A 16,966-nucleotide genomic window follows, 5' to 3' on the forward strand; every position below is an offset into this window, starting at 1 on the left:
ACCGGCAGCAAAACCAGCTGCTTCGATGTACCAGACACAGCCGAGGTGGCCTGTTTTAGGGCCGCTTCGCAGCCCATCGCGGACAAGTCGGCTCCCACTCCCTCCGGGCAGAAGCTGTATTGATTCTGCCCCGGGGGTGTGGGGATCGTGCGACGCTCCGCCTGTCCACAACCTCCCGTTTTTTGTAGGAGCGGACTTGTCCGCGAACTGCCGGAAACCGGCAGCAAAAACCGATGCATACGGTGCATCAGACACAATCCAAGTGGCCTGTTTTAGGGCCGCTTCGCAGCCCATCGCGGACAAGTCCGCTCCCACGTCCGGGCAGAAGCTGTATTGATTCTGCACGAAGGTGTTGGGATCGTACGACGCTTAGCTTGTCCACAACCTCCCGGTTTTTGTAGGAGCGGACTTGTCCGCGAACTGCCGGAAACCGGTAGCAAAACCGGAGCATACGGTGCATCAGACACAGCCGAGGTGGCCCGTTTTAGGGCCGCTTCGCAGCCCATCGCGGACAAGTCGGCTCCCACTCCCTCCGGGCAGAAGCTGTATTGATTCTGCCCCGGAGTGTTGGGATCGTGCGACGCTCCGCTTGTCCACAACCTCGCGTTTTTTGTAGGAGCGGACTTGTCCGCGAACTGCCGGAAACCGGCAGCAAAACCAGCCGCTTCGATGTACCAGACACAGCCGAGGTGGCCTGTTTTAGGGCCGCTTCGCAGCCCATCGCGGACAAGTCCGCTCCCACGTCCGGGCAGAAGCTGTATTGATTGTGCCCAGGGGTGTGGGGATCGTGCGACGCTTAGCTTGTCCACAACCTCCCGGTTTTTGTAGGAGCGGACTTGTCCGCGAACTGCCGGGAACCGGCAGCAAAACCGGTGCATCAGACACAATCAAGGTGGCCCGTTTAGGACCGCTTCGCAGCCCATCGCGGACAAGTCTGCTCCCACGCCCTCCGGGCAGAAGCTGTATCCCGGAGTGTTGGGATCGTGCGACGCTCCGCTTGTCCACAACCTCCCATGCCCTCCGGGCAGAAACGCTGTTCTCAATACTCATCGCAGCTGAGTATTGCGACAGTTAGCAGTCAATAACCTTGCCCGCGATCCACCTGTCCTTGCATCGCTTCACCCCGCTCGAAGCGGCGAATGTTGTCGAGCAGGCCGGGAAATGCGCTTTCCGGCTGGGTCATGGCAGCGACGTGCGGGGTTAGCAGGATCTTCGGGTGATGCCAGAACGGATGGCTGGCAGGTGCTGGCTCTTGCTGCAATACATCCAGCACCGCAGCGCTCAGTTGGCCGCTGTCCAGAGCTTCAAGCAGGTCCGCTTCCACCAGATGCCCGCCACGGCCCATATTGATCAGTGCAGCACCTTGAGGCAGTCGCTCGAAAAGCTGGCGATTGAGGATGCCTTCGGTTTGCCCGGTCAGCGGCAATACGCACAGCAAAATATCGCATTGCCCGAGAAACGCACCCAACTGCTCTTCACCCGCATAGCACGTCACACCCTCGATCCGATGCTCGCTGCGCGCCCAGCCCGACAGCTCGAACCCGAACGGCTTGAGGCTCGACAGAATATGCTGCGCCTGCAAGCCCAACCCCATCACGCCCACTCGACGCTGTTGCGCCGGCATCAGTGGATGAGCCTTCCAGAGGCCCTCAATCTGCTGCTGCCGATAGCGCAGCATGTCCCGATGCAGACTCAGTACCGCAAAGGAAGCGTACTGACACATTCCGTGACTGATACCCGGGTCGAGCAGACGAACCACCGGCAACGATTTCGGAATGCGGCTCAGATCCAGCTGATCCACACCCGCAGACAGGGCGAACAGCACTTTCAGGTTGGGCAGCAGTTCCTGCAGATCATCAGGTGCCAGCCAGGCCCCCAGGTAATGGATATCGGCCGGATCACCGATGTCCGGCCACACCCGCCATTCAATGTCAGGCGCATGCTCGGCAAACAGAATTCGCCATCGTTCGGCGCGTGCGGGGTCGGCTTTGTAGAGCAGGGCGGGCATGGGCGTTTCCTGAGCATGAAAGGGGAACCCCATCATGCCGCAAGTCGGGAGCAGGATATGTTGAAACGCCGTCTTCCCGGGCGCTCGACTATCTGAAAAGCGGCGTTGCCCGGCAGATTGCATGGCGCTCGCGGGGCATGAAGGAATCTGCCGTTTGCGAGGCGAAAAACAGTCGATCTGGACATCTGAGAGGGCAAGTTCGGCGTAGATCATTTTGCTGAACGCTTAACCTGAACAGCATCGCAGCCACCCCGCCGGCTGCCAGGCCCACGACAGGTAAGACCATGAACAGCAAAGTCGACGAAACACCTCATCTGCTCCGCCAGCGCGACCAGTTCGTGCCGCGTGGCATTGTCACAGCCCATCCGCTGGTCATCGACCGGGCGCAGGGTTCTGAACTGTGGGACGTCGATGGCAAACGCTATCTGGATTTTGTCGGCGGTATCGGCGTATTGAACATCGGTCACAACCACCCGAATGTGGTCAAGGCAATTCAGGCGCAGTTGACCAAGGTTACTCACGCCTGCTTTCAGGTCGCGTCCTATCAGCCCTATGTCGATCTGGCCAAACGCCTGAGCCAGATGATCGCAGGCCAGAGCGGTATCGATCACAAGGCAGTGTTTTTTACCTCCGGTGCCGAAGCAGTCGAAAACGCGGTGAAAATCGCCCGCGCCCACACCAATCGCCCGGCGATTATCTCGTTTCGTGGCGGCTTCCACGGCCGTACGCTGCTTGGTACCACGCTGACCGGCATGAGCCAGCCGTATAAACAGAATTTCGGCCCTATGGCACCCGAGGTGTTTCACACGCCATACCCGAACGCATATCGCGGCGTGACCACCGAAGTCGCCCTGGCGGCTCTGCATGAACTGCTCGCCACTCAGGTTGCACCGGACCGCGTGGCGGCCATTCTGATCGAGCCGGTGCAGGGTGACGGCGGCTTCCTGACCGCACCCGTCGAATTCCTCAAGGCGTTGCGTGCACTTACCGAGCAACACGGCATCGTGCTGATCCTGGATGAAATCCAGACCGGCTTCGGCCGTACCGGCAAGTGGTTCGGTTTCGAGCATGCCGGTATTCAGCCGGATCTGGTCACTGTCGCCAAAAGCCTCGCAGGCGGGATGCCGCTGTCGGGCGTGGTCGGGCGCGCCGAGATCATGGATGCACCGCTTCCGGGCGGTCTGGGCGGCACCTACGGGGGCAATGCGCTGTCCTGCGCCGCCGCGCTGGCGGTGATCGACACCTACGAGCAGGACAATCTGCTGGCACGTGGCGAACAGCTGGGCGAACGCTTGCGCGCCGGCCTGCTCGCGCTCAAAGGCCGTTACGACTGCATCGGCGATGTGCGCGGCACAGGCTTCATGCTCGCCATGGAACTGGTCAGGAACGACGCTGCACGCAGCCCGGACGCCGATCTGAACCAGAAGATCATCGATCAGGCCCGCATCGGCGGTCTGCTGGTGATCAAGTGCGGTGTGTACCGCAACGTACTGCGCTTTCTGGCACCGCTGGTGACCACTGAGCAGCAGATCGATGAAGCGCTGAGCATTCTCGATGCTGCCTTGGCACGAGTATTGAAGTCCAGCTGAGCGCAAGCGTGGTCGCGGTCGTCGCGAGACGCTGCGACCACGAGCGCTGGAGATCATTGTTGAATGGAGACGTTGCCTGCCATGGGGCTTATTGATTACCGCGCACTGCTGATCGATTGTGATGAAGTTCTGGTGGACCGCGATTCAGGGGTCTGGGCGGCGTTGCAGCCGTTGCTGGATAACGGTCTCGACACACCGGAAAAAGATCAGGTGCTGACTGAATTCAATGACGTGGTCCGCACGTTGTATCCACGGTTTGACGAGCTGGGTTTCAGCGGTCTGCTGTGCTTTGCGCACCGGCAACTGGCCGAGCGCCTTGGCATCAAGGCCAGTTGGGAAGAGGGCATGACCTTCGCCCGCTCAGTGCCTGACTGGACAATGTTCGAAGACGCACCCGGCGCAATGCTCTACCTGCGCAAGTTCTATCGGTTGCTGGTGTACGCTGATCGGGATCTGCAGGATCGCAGCCTGCTCTGCGAACGGCTGGGGCTTGAGCCGGACAGCCTGCTGTCACTGGCCACGCATCCGCTGGACGACCCAGGCTGGCTTGCCGGGATGGACCTGGAACCCCACGAAACCCTTCTTGTATCTCGCCCGCCCGCTTCGGCGCTGAACACCGGTGGCCTTTGCCTGATCCGCCGCAGCCGGGAACAGCATAGCCAGCCCTGCACGGCCGACCTGTGCATAAACAGCATGGCCGATCTCGTCGCACAGCATCAGCTGTCTTTACGGCGCTGATTTTGCTAGAAGGTAGGCACCGTGAATGGCAATACAAGAGGTAGGTAATGGAAGGCTTGGTCAAACTGGATCGGATTGATATCAATATCCTGGTAGAACTCCAGAAAGACGGGCGCATGACCAACGTCAGCCTGGCCGATGCCGTCGGGCTTTCCGCGAGCCCTTGCCTGCAACGCGTCAAACGTCTTGAGTCGGCAGGTTACATTTCCAGTTACAAGGCGCACCTCAATCTGGCAAAGATCACCGAGTCGGTCACCGTATTCACGGAAATCTCTCTCAGCGATCATAAGCGTGAAGACTTCGCCAAATTCGAGGCCAACATCCGCCACGTGGACGAAGTGCTGGAATGCCACCTGATCAGCGGTGGCTACGATTACCTGGTGCGCTTCATGACCCGCAGCATTCAGCACTATCAGGAGGTGATCGAAGAACTGCTGGACAAGAACATCGGCATCTCCAAGTACTTCAGCTACATCGTCATCAAATCCCCGGTGATGAAAGACGGCGTGCCGTTGCGCAAGTTATTGCGGCATTGAAACAGCGTAAATATGTTCCACTGTATGGAGGTGGGGTTCAAACCCATATCGCATCCCACAGTGGATAATCTCCTATCTTCTTGACCAGTCCTGCGCGTAGCGGGTTTGCGACGATATAGCGAGCCAGACCGAGCATGTCCTGCTCATTGCGCACAGCCTGATCGTGATAACCGGACTGCCACAGGGTATCGGGATGGGCTCTGATTTTTCCGATGGTTATCGAACTACGTGCTTTAAGCTGTTGCATCAACATGGACAGGTCATTCTTTTTGAGCTCAAGAAGCCAGTGAACGTGGTCAGGCATTACGACCCAGGCAAGCGACCTGACCAGTTCCTGCTCTTCGCATCGTCTCAGCTCTCGAACCAGCAAGCGCCCGAGACGAACATCGGCGAATACAGGTTCGCGTCCTCGTGTCACTGAAGTCACCATATATATCTGGCCTATCGCGGAGTATCGGCCCGTACGCAAACGTCGTGACGCAGAATAAACATGCATTCAATTGCCCCTAAAATTACTTCACCAGTGAACGTTAGCGCGTGGCATCTGAATCAACGGAGAAATGCTTTACCGCATGTGATTTCAATGAATTATTCGGTGCTGGAGGGTCAGTCTTCGTGGACAAGTCCACTCCTACAGGTGAGCGTGGAAGAAGCAGTCGTGGGAGCGGACTTGTCCGCGAAGGCATCAGACCGGCTACGCCTAAGGCGCGGTGTGCACAACTGATCTGTTCTGGGTTTGTGTCTAATCAGGTTTCTTCAATGAATTATTCGGTGCTGGAGGGTCAGCCTTCGTGGACAAGTCCACTCCTACAGGGGCGCGCGGCACGAGTGCCGTCGTGGGAGCGGACTTGTCCGCGAAGGCGTCAGACCGGCTGCCACCTGATGCGCGGTGTACACAAATGATCGGTTCTGGGTTTGTGTCTAATCAGGTTTCTTCAATGAATTATTCGGTGCTGGAGGGTCAGCCTTCGTGGACAAGTCCACTCCTACAGGGGCGCGTGGAAGAAGCAGTCGTGGGAGCGGACTTGTCCGCGAAGAGGCCCGGCCTGCCCACCACCGGATGCCCGCTCCATCATCGCGCCCGAATACCGAGTAAATAATCTATTTCTGAATTTATAGCACAGGGCTACTATCTGGGCGGCACGTTGGCCGGGCTTTTGCTCGTCCAGACTTGAAAACCGACAGGGCCCCTGTCGCCATGGATTTCAAAAGGATGTGTTCGATGCCCGCAGCCCCTCGTTTCCTAGACCATTACCGCAAAGCCGACCGGATTATGCTGGGCCTGATCTGGCTGTTGTTCATCTATGCGCTCGGGTTGGCATTCTGGTTCGATACGTTTACCCAGGCAGTCGTGGTCGGCGGCGGCACCGCTGTGGTGCTGACCGGCCTGTATCGCGCCATTGGCGGCACCCGATTGATGCGCTGCTGCGTAGGCGTGGGCCTGATGGTCATGGCCGCGCTGCACATCAACCAGGCACATGGGCTGATTGAAATACACTTCGGCATCTTTGTGTTTCTGGCAGTACTGACCTTCTACCGCGACTGGCTGCCGATCCTGGTCGCCGCCGTCACCATTGCCATCCACCATGTCGGCTTCCACGCCCTGCAGCATGCCGGCTTTCCGGTGTACGTCATGCATCATGGCGGTGGCTGGAGCATGGTGATCGTGCATGCGGTGTATGTGGTGGTCGAAAGCGCCATTCTGGTCTACCTCGCGGTGCAGAATCAGGCCGAGGCGGTCGAGAATCAGGACATGCTCGATCGCATGCTGGCCACCACCAACCAGTTTTCCCCTGATAGTCAGACCAGTGAGCGGTCGGGTAAACGCGTGCCGCTGGCGCTGCGTTTCGAACAGTTTCTGGCGCAGATCACCGGCCTTGTCGACGGCGTGGTGCGCGACACCCGCGGGCTGGGGGAACTGGGCCATGACCTCGCCAAGGCCAGCGGTACGCTGGAAACCGGCGCACAGCATCAGCTCAGCGAGATTGCCCGCATGACCGGCGCGATGCAGCGCATGGGCGATGCCATGAACGATATCTCCAGCCACGTCGCCCAAGCCGTGCAGCGCGCCGGTGACGCCAGCGATCAGGTGGCGCATGGGCGGGACAGCGTCGACCGCGCACAGAGCGAAATCACCCAGCTTGCAGCGCGCATCAACACCACCGATGAAACCGTGCAGGCGCTCGCCAACCAGTCAGAACAGATCGGCAAGGTGCTGGACGTGATCGGCAGCATCGCCGAGCAGACCAACCTGCTGGCACTCAACGCGGCGATTGAAGCCGCCAGGGCCGGAGAGCAGGGCCGGGGCTTTGCGGTGGTGGCCGACGAAGTGCGCAACCTCGCGCAGCGCACAGCGTCGTCCACCAAGGAAATCCAGACCATTATCGAAGACCTGCAAAGGGGCAGCCGTCAGGCGGCTACGGCCATGAACGACAGCCTGCAAGGCGTCGGGCGCTGTGTGGAAAACAGCCAGCGGGCGTCGGAATCCCTGCGTGCGGTGGGCGAAGGCATCGGGCATATCACCCAGCTCAACGGCCTGATTGCCACGACCACGGAACAACAGTCCACCGTCAGCCGTGAAATTGCCGATCAACTACGCTCGGTGCAGACCATCGCCGAGCACACCGCTGCCAATATCGGCGTACTGGCGACCAGCAGCCAGAGCCTTTCGCCGCTGGCCATACGCCTGGAGGCGCTGGGCCAGAGTTTCCATAATTAGCCTTCCAGCACAGGCTCAGGCAAACACCAGCCCGGACGAACGCAGCAGTTCCTGAGTGTAGGCCTGCTGCGGTGCAGCGAAGATCGCACGCGACGGGCCTTGCTCGACGACTTTACCGTCCTTGATCACGATCAGGTCATGGGCCAGCGCGTGAACCACGGCCAGGTCATGGCTGATGAACAGGTACGTCAGGCCATGACGAATCTGCAGGTCGCGCAACAGTGCGACGATCTGTTTTTGCACCGTACGGTCGAGCGCTGAAGTCGGCTCGTCGAGCAGGATCAGATCCGGTTCAAGCACCAGCGCCCGGGCGATGGAAATGCGCTGGCGTTGCCCTCCGGAAAACTCGTGGGGGTAACGGTGCCGGGTCGCAGGTTCCAGCCCGACCTCCTGCAAGACCCGAATGACTGTCTGCTCGCGTTCTTTCGGCGTACCGATGTCATGCGTCACCAGTCCCTCGGCAATGATCTGCTCCACGGTCATGCGCGGGCTGAGGCTGCCGAACGGGTCCTGAAAGACCACCTGCAACTGGCGACGCAACGGGCGCATCAGGTGCTGACTGTGCAGGCTCAGCTCCTTGGTGCCGAAACGGATGCTGCCCTCTGAATCTACAAGGCGCAAAATCGCCTGGCCCAGGGTCGATTTACCGGAACCCGACTCGCCGACGATCCCGAGCGTCTTGCCCTTGAGCAGCTCGAAACTCACCCCGTCCACCGCCTTCACATACTGCGGCTCGCGCTTGAACCAGGCTTTGCCCAGCGGGAACCAGACTTTCAGGTCCTGAACCGACAGCAGCGTGTTGCTGTGCGTGGAGGGCACCGGCTCGCCATCCGGTTCCGCGTTGATCAGCAAGCGACTGTAAGGGTGCTGCGGGCTGTCGAACAGCGTCTGGCAGTCGGCCTGTTCAACGATTTCGCCCTCACGCATCACGCAGACCCGCTGTGCAATGCGCCGCACCAGATTGAGGTCATGACTGATCAGCAGCAGCGACATGTTCAGCCGCTGTTGCAGGGACTTGAGCAACGCCAGAATCTTCACCTGCACAGTTACGTCCAGCGCTGTGGTCGGTTCGTCGGCAATCAGCAAGTCAGGCTCGTTGGCCAGCGCCATGGCGATCATGATGCGCTGACGCTGACCGCCCGACAGTTGATGCGGATACGCCTTGAGGCGTGACAACGGATCGCGGATGCCGACCAGCTCCAGCAGCTCCAGCGTCCTGCTCAGCGCAGCCTTGCCTTTCAGGCCCTTGTGGGTCATGAGAATTTCGCCAATCTGTTTTTCAACCGTGTGCAACGGGTTCAGCGAACTCATGGGCTCCTGAAAAATCATCGCCACGCGATTGCCACGCAGGCTGCGCAATTGCTTGTCGCTGGCGTGAACCAGGTCGAGCCCGTCATAACGAATCGAGCCCTGGGTGCTGACGGTTTTGGCGGGCAGCAGGCGCAGAATCGAATGCGCGGTGACCGACTTGCCAGAGCCGGATTCACCCACCAGCGCCAGGCATTCGCCACGGCGGATGTCGAGGCTGACGCCATGCACCACTTCGTGGCCGTTGAAGGCGACCCGCAGGTCGCGAATTTCAATCAGGTTGTCTTGCATGTCAGCTCCGAGGATCGAATGCGTCGCGGCAGGCTTCACCGATGAACACCAGCAGAGAAAGAATCAGGGCCAGCGCCACGAATGCAGTCAGCCCCAGCCACGGTGCCTGCAGATTGCGCTTGGCCTCACCGATCAGTTCGCCCAGCGACGCGCTGCCTGCCGGCATGCCGAAGCCGAGAAAATCCAGCGCAGTCAGGGTGGCGATGGCACCGGTGATGATGAACGGCAGGTAAGTCAGGGTGCTGGTCATCGCGTTGGGCAGAATGTGCCGCCACATCAGCGCGGCATCAGTCAGGCCCAGCGCGCGGGCGGCTTTCACGTACTCCAGATTGCGCCCGCGCAAAAACTCGGCACGCACCACGTCCACCAGCGACAACCAGGAGAACAACGCCATGATCCCCAGCAACCACCAGAAATTCGGTGATACGAAGCCGGACAGGATGATCAGCAGATACAGCACCGGCAACCCCGACCAGATCTCCTGAATGCGCTGACCGATCAGGTCGGTCATGCCGCCGTAGTAACCCTGAATCGCCCCGGCGCAGACCCCGATCACCGTGCTGATCGCGGTCAACAGCAGCGCGAACATAATGGAAATCCGCGCGCCGAACAGCACCCGCGCCAGCACGTCACGGGCTTGCTCGTCGGTGCCCAGCCAGTTGGTGCCATCGGGCGGGCTGGGCGATGGCGCGTCCAGATCGTAGTTGATGGTGTCGTGGCTGAACGGGATCGGCGCGAAGAGCATCCAGCCGTTTTTCGCGGCGATCAGCTTGCGCACGTACTCGCTGGAGTAATCCGGTTCGAAGGGCAACTCGCCGCCGAAATCGGTTTCCATGTAGGTGTGCAACACCGGGTAATACAACTGCCCGTCGTAGCGGATCAGCAACGGCTTGTCGTTGGCGATGAGCTCGCCGCACAGACAGATCAGCATCAGGCCGATGAAGATCCACAGCGACCACCAGCCACGCCGGTTGGCCCTGAACAGGTCGAAACGTCGCCGGGTCTGGGGAGAAAACTCGAACATCAGGCGCTCCTCGCGGAAAAATCGATGCGCGGGTCGACCAGCGTGTAACACAGGTCGCCTATCAGTTTGATCAGCAGGCCGAACAGCGTGAACAGGAACAACGTGCCGAACACCACGGGGTAGTCCCGAGAGACCGCTGCCTCATAACTCATGCGCCCCAGCCCATCGAGGCCGAAGATGGTTTCGATCAGCAGCGAGCCGGCAAAGAACACCTCGATCAAGGCCTGCGGAATGCCGGCGATGACCAGCAGCATGGCGTTGCGAAACACATGGCCGTACAACACACGATGCTCGGTCAGGCCCTTGGCGCGCGCAGTGACCACGTACTGACGGCTGATCTCGTTGAGAAAGCTGTTCTTGGTGAGGATGGTCAGCGTGGCGAAGCCGCCGATCACCAGCGAACTGACCGGCAACACCAGGTGCCACAGATAGTCCTTGATCTTGCCCCAGGTACCCAGGCTATCGAAGTTCTCCGAGAACAAACCCTGCGCCGGAAACCAGCTCAGATAACTGCCTCCGGCGAATACCACGATGAGCAGGATGGCGAACAGAAACGCGGGCGTGGCGTAGCCGATGATCACCAGCGTGCTGCTCCAGACATCAAATGCACTGCCATGCCGTACCGCCTTGCGAATGCCCAGCGGGATGGAAATCAGGTAAGTGATCAACGTCGCCCAGAGCCCGAGCGACAGCGACACCGGAAGCTTCTGCGCAATCAGTTCGGTGACCGGCGCACCGCGGAAGAAGCTGGTGCCGAAATCCAGCTGTGCGTAGTTCTTGAGCATCAGCCACAGCCGCTCGTGCATCGGTTTGTCGAAACCGTAATGCTCTTTGATCTGCTCGATCAGCGCCGGGTCCAGCCCGCGTGTGCTGCGGCTGGTGGTGCCGGTTGCAGCCACTTCACCACCACCGCCGCCGACACCGTTGGGGCTGAAGCCCTGGATACGGGCGATGGCCTGTTCGACCGGGCCACCGGGGGCCGCCTGTACGATCAGGAAATTGACAATCAGAATGGCCAGCAGCGTGGGGATGATCAGCAGCAGGCGTCGAATCACATAAGCCAGCATCTCAATACTCCTTGGCAGCGGCGGGCTTGCCGGTCAGTGCAGCGGCCTGATCGTTGGTCAACGGAGTCGGGCTGATCTGCCACCAGGTTTCCAGGCCGACGTCGTAGACCGGGGCCACATCAGGCATGCCAAAACGGTTGGCGAACACCAGCGGCGTGCCCTTGGAGTAGTAGTTGGGGATCATGTAGTAGCCCCATTGCAGAACCCGATCCAGCGCCCGTGCGTAGAGCACCATGTCATTGCGCGTGTGGGCGCTCACCAGTCCGTCGATCAGCGTGTCCACTGCAGGGTTACGCAGCACCATAGCGTTGGAACTGCCCGATTCCGTGGCGCTTTGCGAGCCGTACAGGTTGTACAGCTCACGGCCTGGGGAAATGATCGGATTGCCGCTTTTGGGCAGGGTCACCACGATCATGTCGTAGTCCCGGGCATTGAGCCGGTTGATGTACTGCGCCGAATCGATACGCAGGAAATCCAGAGTGATACCGATCTGCGCCAACGTGCGTTTGAAGGGCAGAATCAGACGGTCGAAGCCGCCCTGGCCGTCGAGGAAGCTGAACACCATCGGCTCGCCCGCCGCGTTGACCAACTTGTTGTCTTTCGGGTGCCAGCCCGCTTCGGCCAGCAGCTTGAGGGCCTGCAACTGTTTGTCGCGGATGTAGCCGCTGCCGTCGGTCTTCGGCGGCTGATACACCTTGCTGAACACCTCATCCGGCACCTGGCCGCGCAAGGGCTCGAGAATCTTCAGCTCGCCCGGAGTGGGCAGCTCGGTGGCGGCCATGTCGCTTTTCGGAAAGTAACTCTGCTCGCGCACGTAGAAATTGCGCATGACCCGTCGGTTGATCCAGTCGAAATCCCACAGCAGCGACAGCGCTTCACGGACGCGGCGGTCCTTGAAGATCGGGTTGTCCAGGTTGAACACGAAACCCTGCGCAGCGACCGGACGCTGGCGGGCGAGGATGCGCTTTTGCAGACGCCCGTCGTCGATCGCCGGGCCGCTGTAGCCGACCACGAAGCCGGACGAGGAGTACTCGCGGTTGTAGTCGAATGCCCCGGCCTGCAGCAGTTGCCGGGCGATTTCCGTGTCGCCGTAAAAGTTCACGGTCAGGGTGTCGAAGTTGTACAGGCCGCGGCTGACCGGGAGGTCCTTGCCCCACCAGTCCTTGACCCGCTCGAAGACCACGCTGCGCCCTGCATCGACCTTGGCGACCCGGTAAGGGCCGTTGCCCAGCGGTGGCTCGAAGCCGCCGCCGTTGGCGAAGTCGCGGGTCTTCCACCAGTGCTCGGGCAGGATGTGCAGGCTGGCAATGTCCAGCGCCAGCGTACGATTGAGGTTGTTCTTGAAATCGAAGCGAATCTGCAACGGTCCTTCGATGGTGACGTTCTTGACGTCGGCAAACATGGGGCGATAGCTGAAGCTGGCCTTGGTGGTCATCAGCTCGAAGGTGTAGCGCACGTCTTCTGCGGTGACGGGCTTGCCGTCTTCGAAGCGTGCCTTGGGGTTGAGGAAAAAACGGATCCACAGACCGTCGGGGTCCATCTCCATCTTTTCAGCGATCAGGCCATAAACGGTGTACGGCTCATCCAGCGAGCGATAGGCCAAGGGTGAGTACACCCAGGTATCGACCTGCACCACATTGATGCCCTGATCGACGTAAGGGTTGAGGTAATTGAACTGGCCGATTTCTTCCGCTGAGCGGGTCAGCGAACCGCCTTTTGGGGCGTTCGGGTTGACGTAATCGAAGTGCTGGAAGCCAGCCGGGTATTTCGGTGCCTCGCCATAGACGGTCAAGGCGTGGGTCGGCGCAGCCTGCGCGACCTGCCAGCCACTGCACAGCGCAACGCCCATAAGCAGGCGCTGCAGGAATCGGTTAAGACGCGACATGGTGGGGCTTTCCTCGTACGCACTGAATGATCGAACACTGCGAAAAAGCCCCCGGCCGGGGAAGGTGGATGAAACCTGGGCCGGAGGGGGCGAGCTCGCAATCTGATGTGGCCCACGGAGCGTGTATGGGCCACATCGTCACACTCAGAAGTGGTAAGTCGCGCGGGCGAACAGGGTGCGGCCCAGCGGGTCGGCGTAACGAGGATCGTAGCCGGACTGGAAGTTGTAGGCCTGGTTGGAAAACGGCGGGTTGCGGTCGAACATGTTGCGCACACCAGCGTCGATATCCAGCACCTTGTCGAAGGTATGACCCACTGACATGTCCCACAGCGCATACGACGCGACCCGTGCATTGGTGGTACGGTCATAGTCGTTGTAGCCGCTGGTGAAGCGGTTGGTGATGGACGCGCGGGTATCACCCAGTGCCCAGGTGCCGGTCAGGACGTGCTTCCAGCGCGAGATCACGCCGTCGCCCTGGAAGTCGCCTACCTTGTCGGTATACGGGCCGTCGATGATGTTCTGGAAGTCATAACGGGTCACATAGGTACCGGTCATGCCCAGACCGAACTGCCCATAAGGTGTGTTCGGAAAGCGGTAGTCGAGCGTTACGTCAACGCCGCTGGTCTTGACGATACCCAGGTTGGCGTTGCCGGTGACGATGTTGGCAATCGAACCGTCGGCGGCACGCACGTAGCGGTCAGCGTAGGTGTTCGGGTCATCGAACACGGTAGACTCCGGGAACGACTGAATCTGGTTGGAGATGTGAATCCACCAGAAATCCAGGCCCATCGACAGGTTGTTGACCGGCTGGTAGACGAAGCCCAGCGTCACGTTGCGGGCTTTTTCCGGCGCCAGTTCAGTGTTGCCACCGCTGCTGTTGAGGAACTGCTGTTGGCAATCGCGACCGGCATTACCGCCCGGTTGCACGGTGCCGCCAGCACAGAGTACCGGATCGTTGTAGTAGCCTTGGGTGTAACTCAGGTTTCGCGGCGCGTACAGTTCATACAACGACGGCGCGCGGAAGCCTTCGCTATAGGCACCGCGGACCACGACTTGTTTGAACGGCTGGTAGCGGAACGAGTATTTGGGGTTGGTGGTGCTGCCGAAGTCGCTGTATTTGTCATGACGGATGGCGGCGGTCAGTTCCAGGCTGTCGAACACTGGCACGTTCAACTCGGCGTATTGGGCTTTGACACTGCGTTCGCCTTCTACGCTGCCTGCTGCATCCAGGCCCAGGCTGCTGATGTCGTTGACGAAAGGGTCGAAGTCCTGATGCATCTTCTCCTTGCGGTACTCGCCGCCCAATGCCAGACCCGACGGGCCTGCACCGAACCAGTCGCCGATTTCCCGGCTGATACGCGCATCCAGCCCGGCCACCCGGCCTACGGCGCTGGAGTATTGGCCGTGGTATTCGTTGGCATCGATCAGGGCCTGGCCTGCGGCGGTTTGTGGGCCGAACGGGTTGAGGACGCCATCAGCCAGGCCTTGGCGCATCGCCGAGTCACTGACGAAGCCGCTGGTGACCGAAGAAAGTACTTTGTTCTGGTTGTACGAAGCACCGACGTTGTAGTCCCATCCGCCCACCAGACCGTCGAAATTCAGCAAAAAACGCTGGCTGGTGTTTTGATCGCTTGAGCCTCGTGCGCCAGCCGCTGTTTCGCGCCAGGCCGTGCTGACCGGTAGCGTCGGGTCGATGGTGAAGTCGGTCGGTGCCGGCGTAATGCCGTTGCCGGGGTAGAACGGCGACGAAGCGTCCAGTGACAGGCCGGTAAGTGGCGCCGGGCCAATGCCGGTGTGGTTATTGTTGCGAGCCCAGAAGTACTCAAGGCTGACGTTGTGATCGTCTGCCAGCTTGCCGGTGGCCTTGCCGAAGAACGAGGTTTTTTCGGTTTGCGGAATCAGGTCGATGTACTGGCGAGTGCTGAAGCGGCAGATGCCGTTGCTGGCGATCAGGTTGGCACCTCCGCAGTTTGTACCCAGCGGGTTGCCGGAGTTGTCGCCTTGATAATAGTTGGCCGGGTAGGCCGTGCCGGACGTCTGGTTGAGACCGCGCCCTGGCTGGTAATCGCGCGTGAATGAACGGTCGTTGGCGTCCAGATTCTGCTGCTTGTTGTAGTTGAACACGCCCATGACGTTGAAGCGGTCCTGCTCCAGATCACCGAAGCCCCAACTGCCGCTCATGTCCTTGCTGGCCCCGCCGCCGCTGGCAGTCGGGGTGTCGCCGCCCAGGGTCAGGGTGCCGTCGGTCAGGGACTTTTTGGTGATGAAGTTGATCACACCGCCGATGGCGTCGGTGCCGTACAGCGCCGAGGCGCCGTCACGCAATACTTCGACGCGGTCGATGGCGGCGAACGGGATCATGTTCAGGTCGATGGCACTGCCATTCGGCGTGCCCACACCGGAAATCGCGTTGTTGGCCAGACGGCGGCCATTGAGCAGCACCAGCGTCTTGTTCGCGCCAATGCCCCGCATGTCGGCGAACGAGGCACCGCCGGTGCTGGCACCGATCGAGCCGGCGCTGTTCTGGATCGACTGGCTGCCGGTGATGCGCTGGACCATTTCCTGGGTAGTGGTCACGCCCTGTTTCTTCAGGTCGTCGGCGCGCAGGATGGTGATCGGCACGGCAGTTTCGGCGTCGACCCGGCGGATCGCCGAACCGGTCACTTCAACGCGTTGCAGCTGGGTCGTGGCAGGCACAACCGCTGCGCTTGTGGACACGGCAGAACCGCTCGTGTCCGCATCGACGGCGTCTGCCGCCTGAGCACCGCTCATGCCCATGGCCAATGCACAGAGCAAGGCACGTGGATGACGCCGGACCGCGAGGGCCAGTGGTTTGAGGGTGCAACCGGGAAGATTCATCAGCATGGTTAGTTCCGACTTGGTCCAGACGTTATTGAAATGGCCTTGTGAGCCCTCTGTTCCCGACGCGGTTGTGCCGAGCGGGAGTTCCACTTCTTCTTTTTCCAGCAAGCAGCTCCCCCTCCAGAGGCTTTTCAGCCCACGGACAACCGCATTTACGGGGGGCAGGTCAGACGGCTTCGCGCGGCGAAGCCGTCAAATCACCTGAGGGTCATTTCGCTGTCATGACGGATATCTTCGTAATGCCGGAGCGTTCGATGGACGCCATGGCCTTGGCCACCTGGCCATAATTCACGGCGGTATCGGCCTGCAACTGGACGCGGATTTCCGGGTCCTTGGCCTTTTCGTCCTGAAGGCTTTTTTCCAGCAGTTCCGGGGCAATTTCCGATTTGGCGAGGTAGAACTTGCCGTCCTGATCGACGCTGACCACCACCGGGTTTTTCTTCTCGGCGGGTGCGACCGCATCGGTCTTGGGCAGGTTGACCTTGATCGCATTGGTCATCAGCGGGGTGGTGACGATAAACACCACCAGCAGTACGAGCATCACGTCTACCAACGGCGTGACGTTCATTTCGCTGAGCACTTCATCGCTGTCTTGAGTGGAGAACGACATTAGCTGGCCTCCCGAACGGCATGGCCATTCTTGCTGGCGATGGGCTGACGGGTTACCGCGAAGGCGCTGCGCTGGGCGAGGGCGTCAAAGTCGTGGGCGAAGTCATCCATGTCGGCCACGGCGAGCTTGAGTCGGCGCAGGAAGAAGTTGTAGATCAGCACCGCAGGAACGGCCACAGCGATACCGACACCGGTGGCGACCAGCGCGTGGCCGATGGGGCCGGCGACCGCTTCAAGACTCGCCGAGCCGGTCACGCCAATGCTTTGCAGCGCTTCCATGATCCCCCAGACCGTACCGAACAGGCCGATGAAGGGCGCGGTGCTGCCGAT

Annotated in this window: 13 protein-coding genes; 4 read left to right on the forward strand and 9 right to left on the reverse strand. The window is 60.4% G+C overall.

Annotation, left to right across the window (positions count from 1 at the left end; translation table 11 throughout):
- Positions 1-1,078: 1,078 nt before the first annotated feature.
- A complete protein-coding gene (locus ALO80_RS06940) occupies positions 1,079-2,008 on the reverse strand; it encodes a 2-hydroxyacid dehydrogenase (protein ID WP_055008410.1) in 930 nt (309 codons plus the stop codon).
- A 284-nt stretch (positions 2,009-2,292) separates the two neighbouring features.
- Here ALO80_RS06940 and gabT point away from each other — a divergent pair, with 284 nt between their 5' ends.
- The 3 genes from gabT to ALO80_RS06955 all read left to right on the forward strand — a co-directional run bounded on the left by gabT (position 2,293) and on the right by ALO80_RS06955 (position 4,871).
- The gene (gabT, locus tag ALO80_RS06945) at positions 2,293-3,597 is read left to right on the forward strand and encodes a 4-aminobutyrate--2-oxoglutarate transaminase (protein WP_055008411.1); all 1,305 of its coding nucleotides are present in this window, start codon (positions 2,293-2,295) and stop codon (positions 3,595-3,597) included.
- Positions 3,598-3,678: 81 nt separating this feature from the next.
- Positions 3,679-4,335 (forward strand): HAD family hydrolase, encoded by a 657-nt coding sequence (locus tag ALO80_RS06950; protein ID WP_055008416.1) that lies wholly within the window; start codon positions 3,679-3,681, stop codon positions 4,333-4,335.
- 47 nt (positions 4,336-4,382) lie between these two features.
- Positions 4,383-4,871 carry an Lrp/AsnC family transcriptional regulator gene (locus tag ALO80_RS06955; RefSeq protein WP_002555947.1) on the forward strand — a complete coding sequence of 163 codons (489 nt, stop codon included), beginning with the start codon at positions 4,383-4,385 and terminating at the stop codon, positions 4,869-4,871.
- Positions 4,872-4,908: 37 nt separating this feature from the next.
- Here the strand turns inward: ALO80_RS06955 and ALO80_RS06960 are convergent, their stop codons facing one another.
- The gene (locus tag ALO80_RS06960) at positions 4,909-5,367 is read right to left on the reverse strand and encodes an REP-associated tyrosine transposase (protein WP_055008412.1); all 459 of its coding nucleotides are present in this window, start codon (positions 5,365-5,367) and stop codon (positions 4,909-4,911) included.
- A 726-nt stretch (positions 5,368-6,093) separates the two neighbouring features.
- On the opposite strand from ALO80_RS06960, the gene ALO80_RS06965 reads away from it, so the two are divergent.
- Positions 6,094-7,590, forward strand: coding sequence for a methyl-accepting chemotaxis protein (locus ALO80_RS06965; protein WP_054985424.1), 1,497 nt, complete (start codon positions 6,094-6,096; stop codon positions 7,588-7,590).
- Positions 7,591-7,605: 15 nt separating this feature from the next.
- Here ALO80_RS06965 and ALO80_RS06970 read toward each other — a convergent pair whose 3' ends face one another.
- The 7 genes from ALO80_RS06970 to ALO80_RS07000 all read right to left on the reverse strand — a co-directional run.
- Entirely contained in the window at positions 7,606-9,189 is a 1,584-nt protein-coding gene (locus tag ALO80_RS06970) for an ABC transporter ATP-binding protein (protein WP_055008413.1), read from the reverse strand.
- 1 nt (position 9,190) lies between these two features.
- Positions 9,191-10,213: an ABC transporter permease gene (locus ALO80_RS06975; protein ID WP_055006183.1), complete on the reverse strand. Its 1,023-nt coding sequence runs from the start codon at positions 10,211-10,213 to the stop codon at positions 9,191-9,193.
- Complete coding sequence (locus tag ALO80_RS06980) at positions 10,213-11,280, reverse strand: microcin C ABC transporter permease YejB (protein ID WP_055006184.1); 1,068 nt, start codon at positions 11,278-11,280, stop codon at positions 10,213-10,215. The genes ALO80_RS06975 and ALO80_RS06980 overlap by 1 nt, the downstream gene beginning before the upstream one ends.
- A 1-nt stretch (position 11,281) precedes the next feature.
- A complete protein-coding gene (locus tag ALO80_RS06985; RefSeq protein WP_055008414.1) occupies positions 11,282-13,165 on the reverse strand; it encodes an extracellular solute-binding protein in 1,884 nt (627 codons plus the stop codon).
- Between the two features lie 144 nt (positions 13,166-13,309).
- Positions 13,310-16,135 carry a TonB-dependent receptor gene (locus ALO80_RS06990; RefSeq protein ID WP_055008415.1) on the reverse strand — a complete coding sequence of 942 codons (2,826 nt, stop codon included), beginning with the start codon at positions 16,133-16,135 and terminating at the stop codon, positions 13,310-13,312.
- A 100-nt stretch (positions 16,136-16,235) separates the two neighbouring features.
- Positions 16,236-16,637 (reverse strand): ExbD/TolR family protein, encoded by a 402-nt coding sequence (locus ALO80_RS06995; RefSeq protein ID WP_002555939.1) that lies wholly within the window; start codon positions 16,635-16,637, stop codon positions 16,236-16,238.
- On the reverse strand, positions 16,637-16,966 hold a 330-nt coding region (locus ALO80_RS07000), incomplete at its 5' end, for a MotA/TolQ/ExbB proton channel family protein (protein WP_024961486.1). The genes ALO80_RS06995 and ALO80_RS07000, both read right to left, overlap by 1 nt.

It is taken from the genome of Pseudomonas caricapapayae (assembly GCF_001400735.1).
GTDB lineage: Bacteria > Pseudomonadota > Gammaproteobacteria > Pseudomonadales > Pseudomonadaceae > Aquipseudomonas > Aquipseudomonas caricapapayae.

Bases quoted from the DNA above. Each gene is read 5' to 3' on its own strand.
- ALO80_RS06940 (WP_055008410.1), bottom strand. From the start codon at position 2,008: ATGCCCGCCCTGCTCTACAAAGCCGACCCCGCACGCGCCGAACGATGG.
- gabT (WP_055008411.1), top strand. From the start codon at position 2,293: ATGAACAGCAAAGTCGACGAAACACCTCATCTGCTCCGCCAGCGCGAC.
- ALO80_RS06950 (WP_055008416.1), top strand. From the start codon at position 3,679: ATGGGGCTTATTGATTACCGCGCACTGCTGATCGATTGTGATGAAGTT.
- ALO80_RS06955 (WP_002555947.1), top strand. From the start codon at position 4,383: ATGGAAGGCTTGGTCAAACTGGATCGGATTGATATCAATATCCTGGTA.
- ALO80_RS06960 (WP_055008412.1), bottom strand. From the start codon at position 5,367: ATGCATGTTTATTCTGCGTCACGACGTTTGCGTACGGGCCGATACTCC.
- ALO80_RS06965 (WP_054985424.1), top strand. From the start codon at position 6,094: ATGCCCGCAGCCCCTCGTTTCCTAGACCATTACCGCAAAGCCGACCGG.
- ALO80_RS06970 (WP_055008413.1), bottom strand. From the start codon at position 9,189: ATGCAAGACAACCTGATTGAAATTCGCGACCTGCGGGTCGCCTTCAAC.
- ALO80_RS06975 (WP_055006183.1), bottom strand. From the start codon at position 10,213: ATGTTCGAGTTTTCTCCCCAGACCCGGCGACGTTTCGACCTGTTCAGG.
- ALO80_RS06980 (WP_055006184.1), bottom strand. From the start codon at position 11,280: ATGCTGGCTTATGTGATTCGACGCCTGCTGCTGATCATCCCCACGCTG.
- ALO80_RS06985 (WP_055008414.1), bottom strand. From the start codon at position 13,165: ATGTCGCGTCTTAACCGATTCCTGCAGCGCCTGCTTATGGGCGTTGCG.
- ALO80_RS06995 (WP_002555939.1), bottom strand. From the start codon at position 16,637: ATGTCGTTCTCCACTCAAGACAGCGATGAAGTGCTCAGCGAAATGAAC.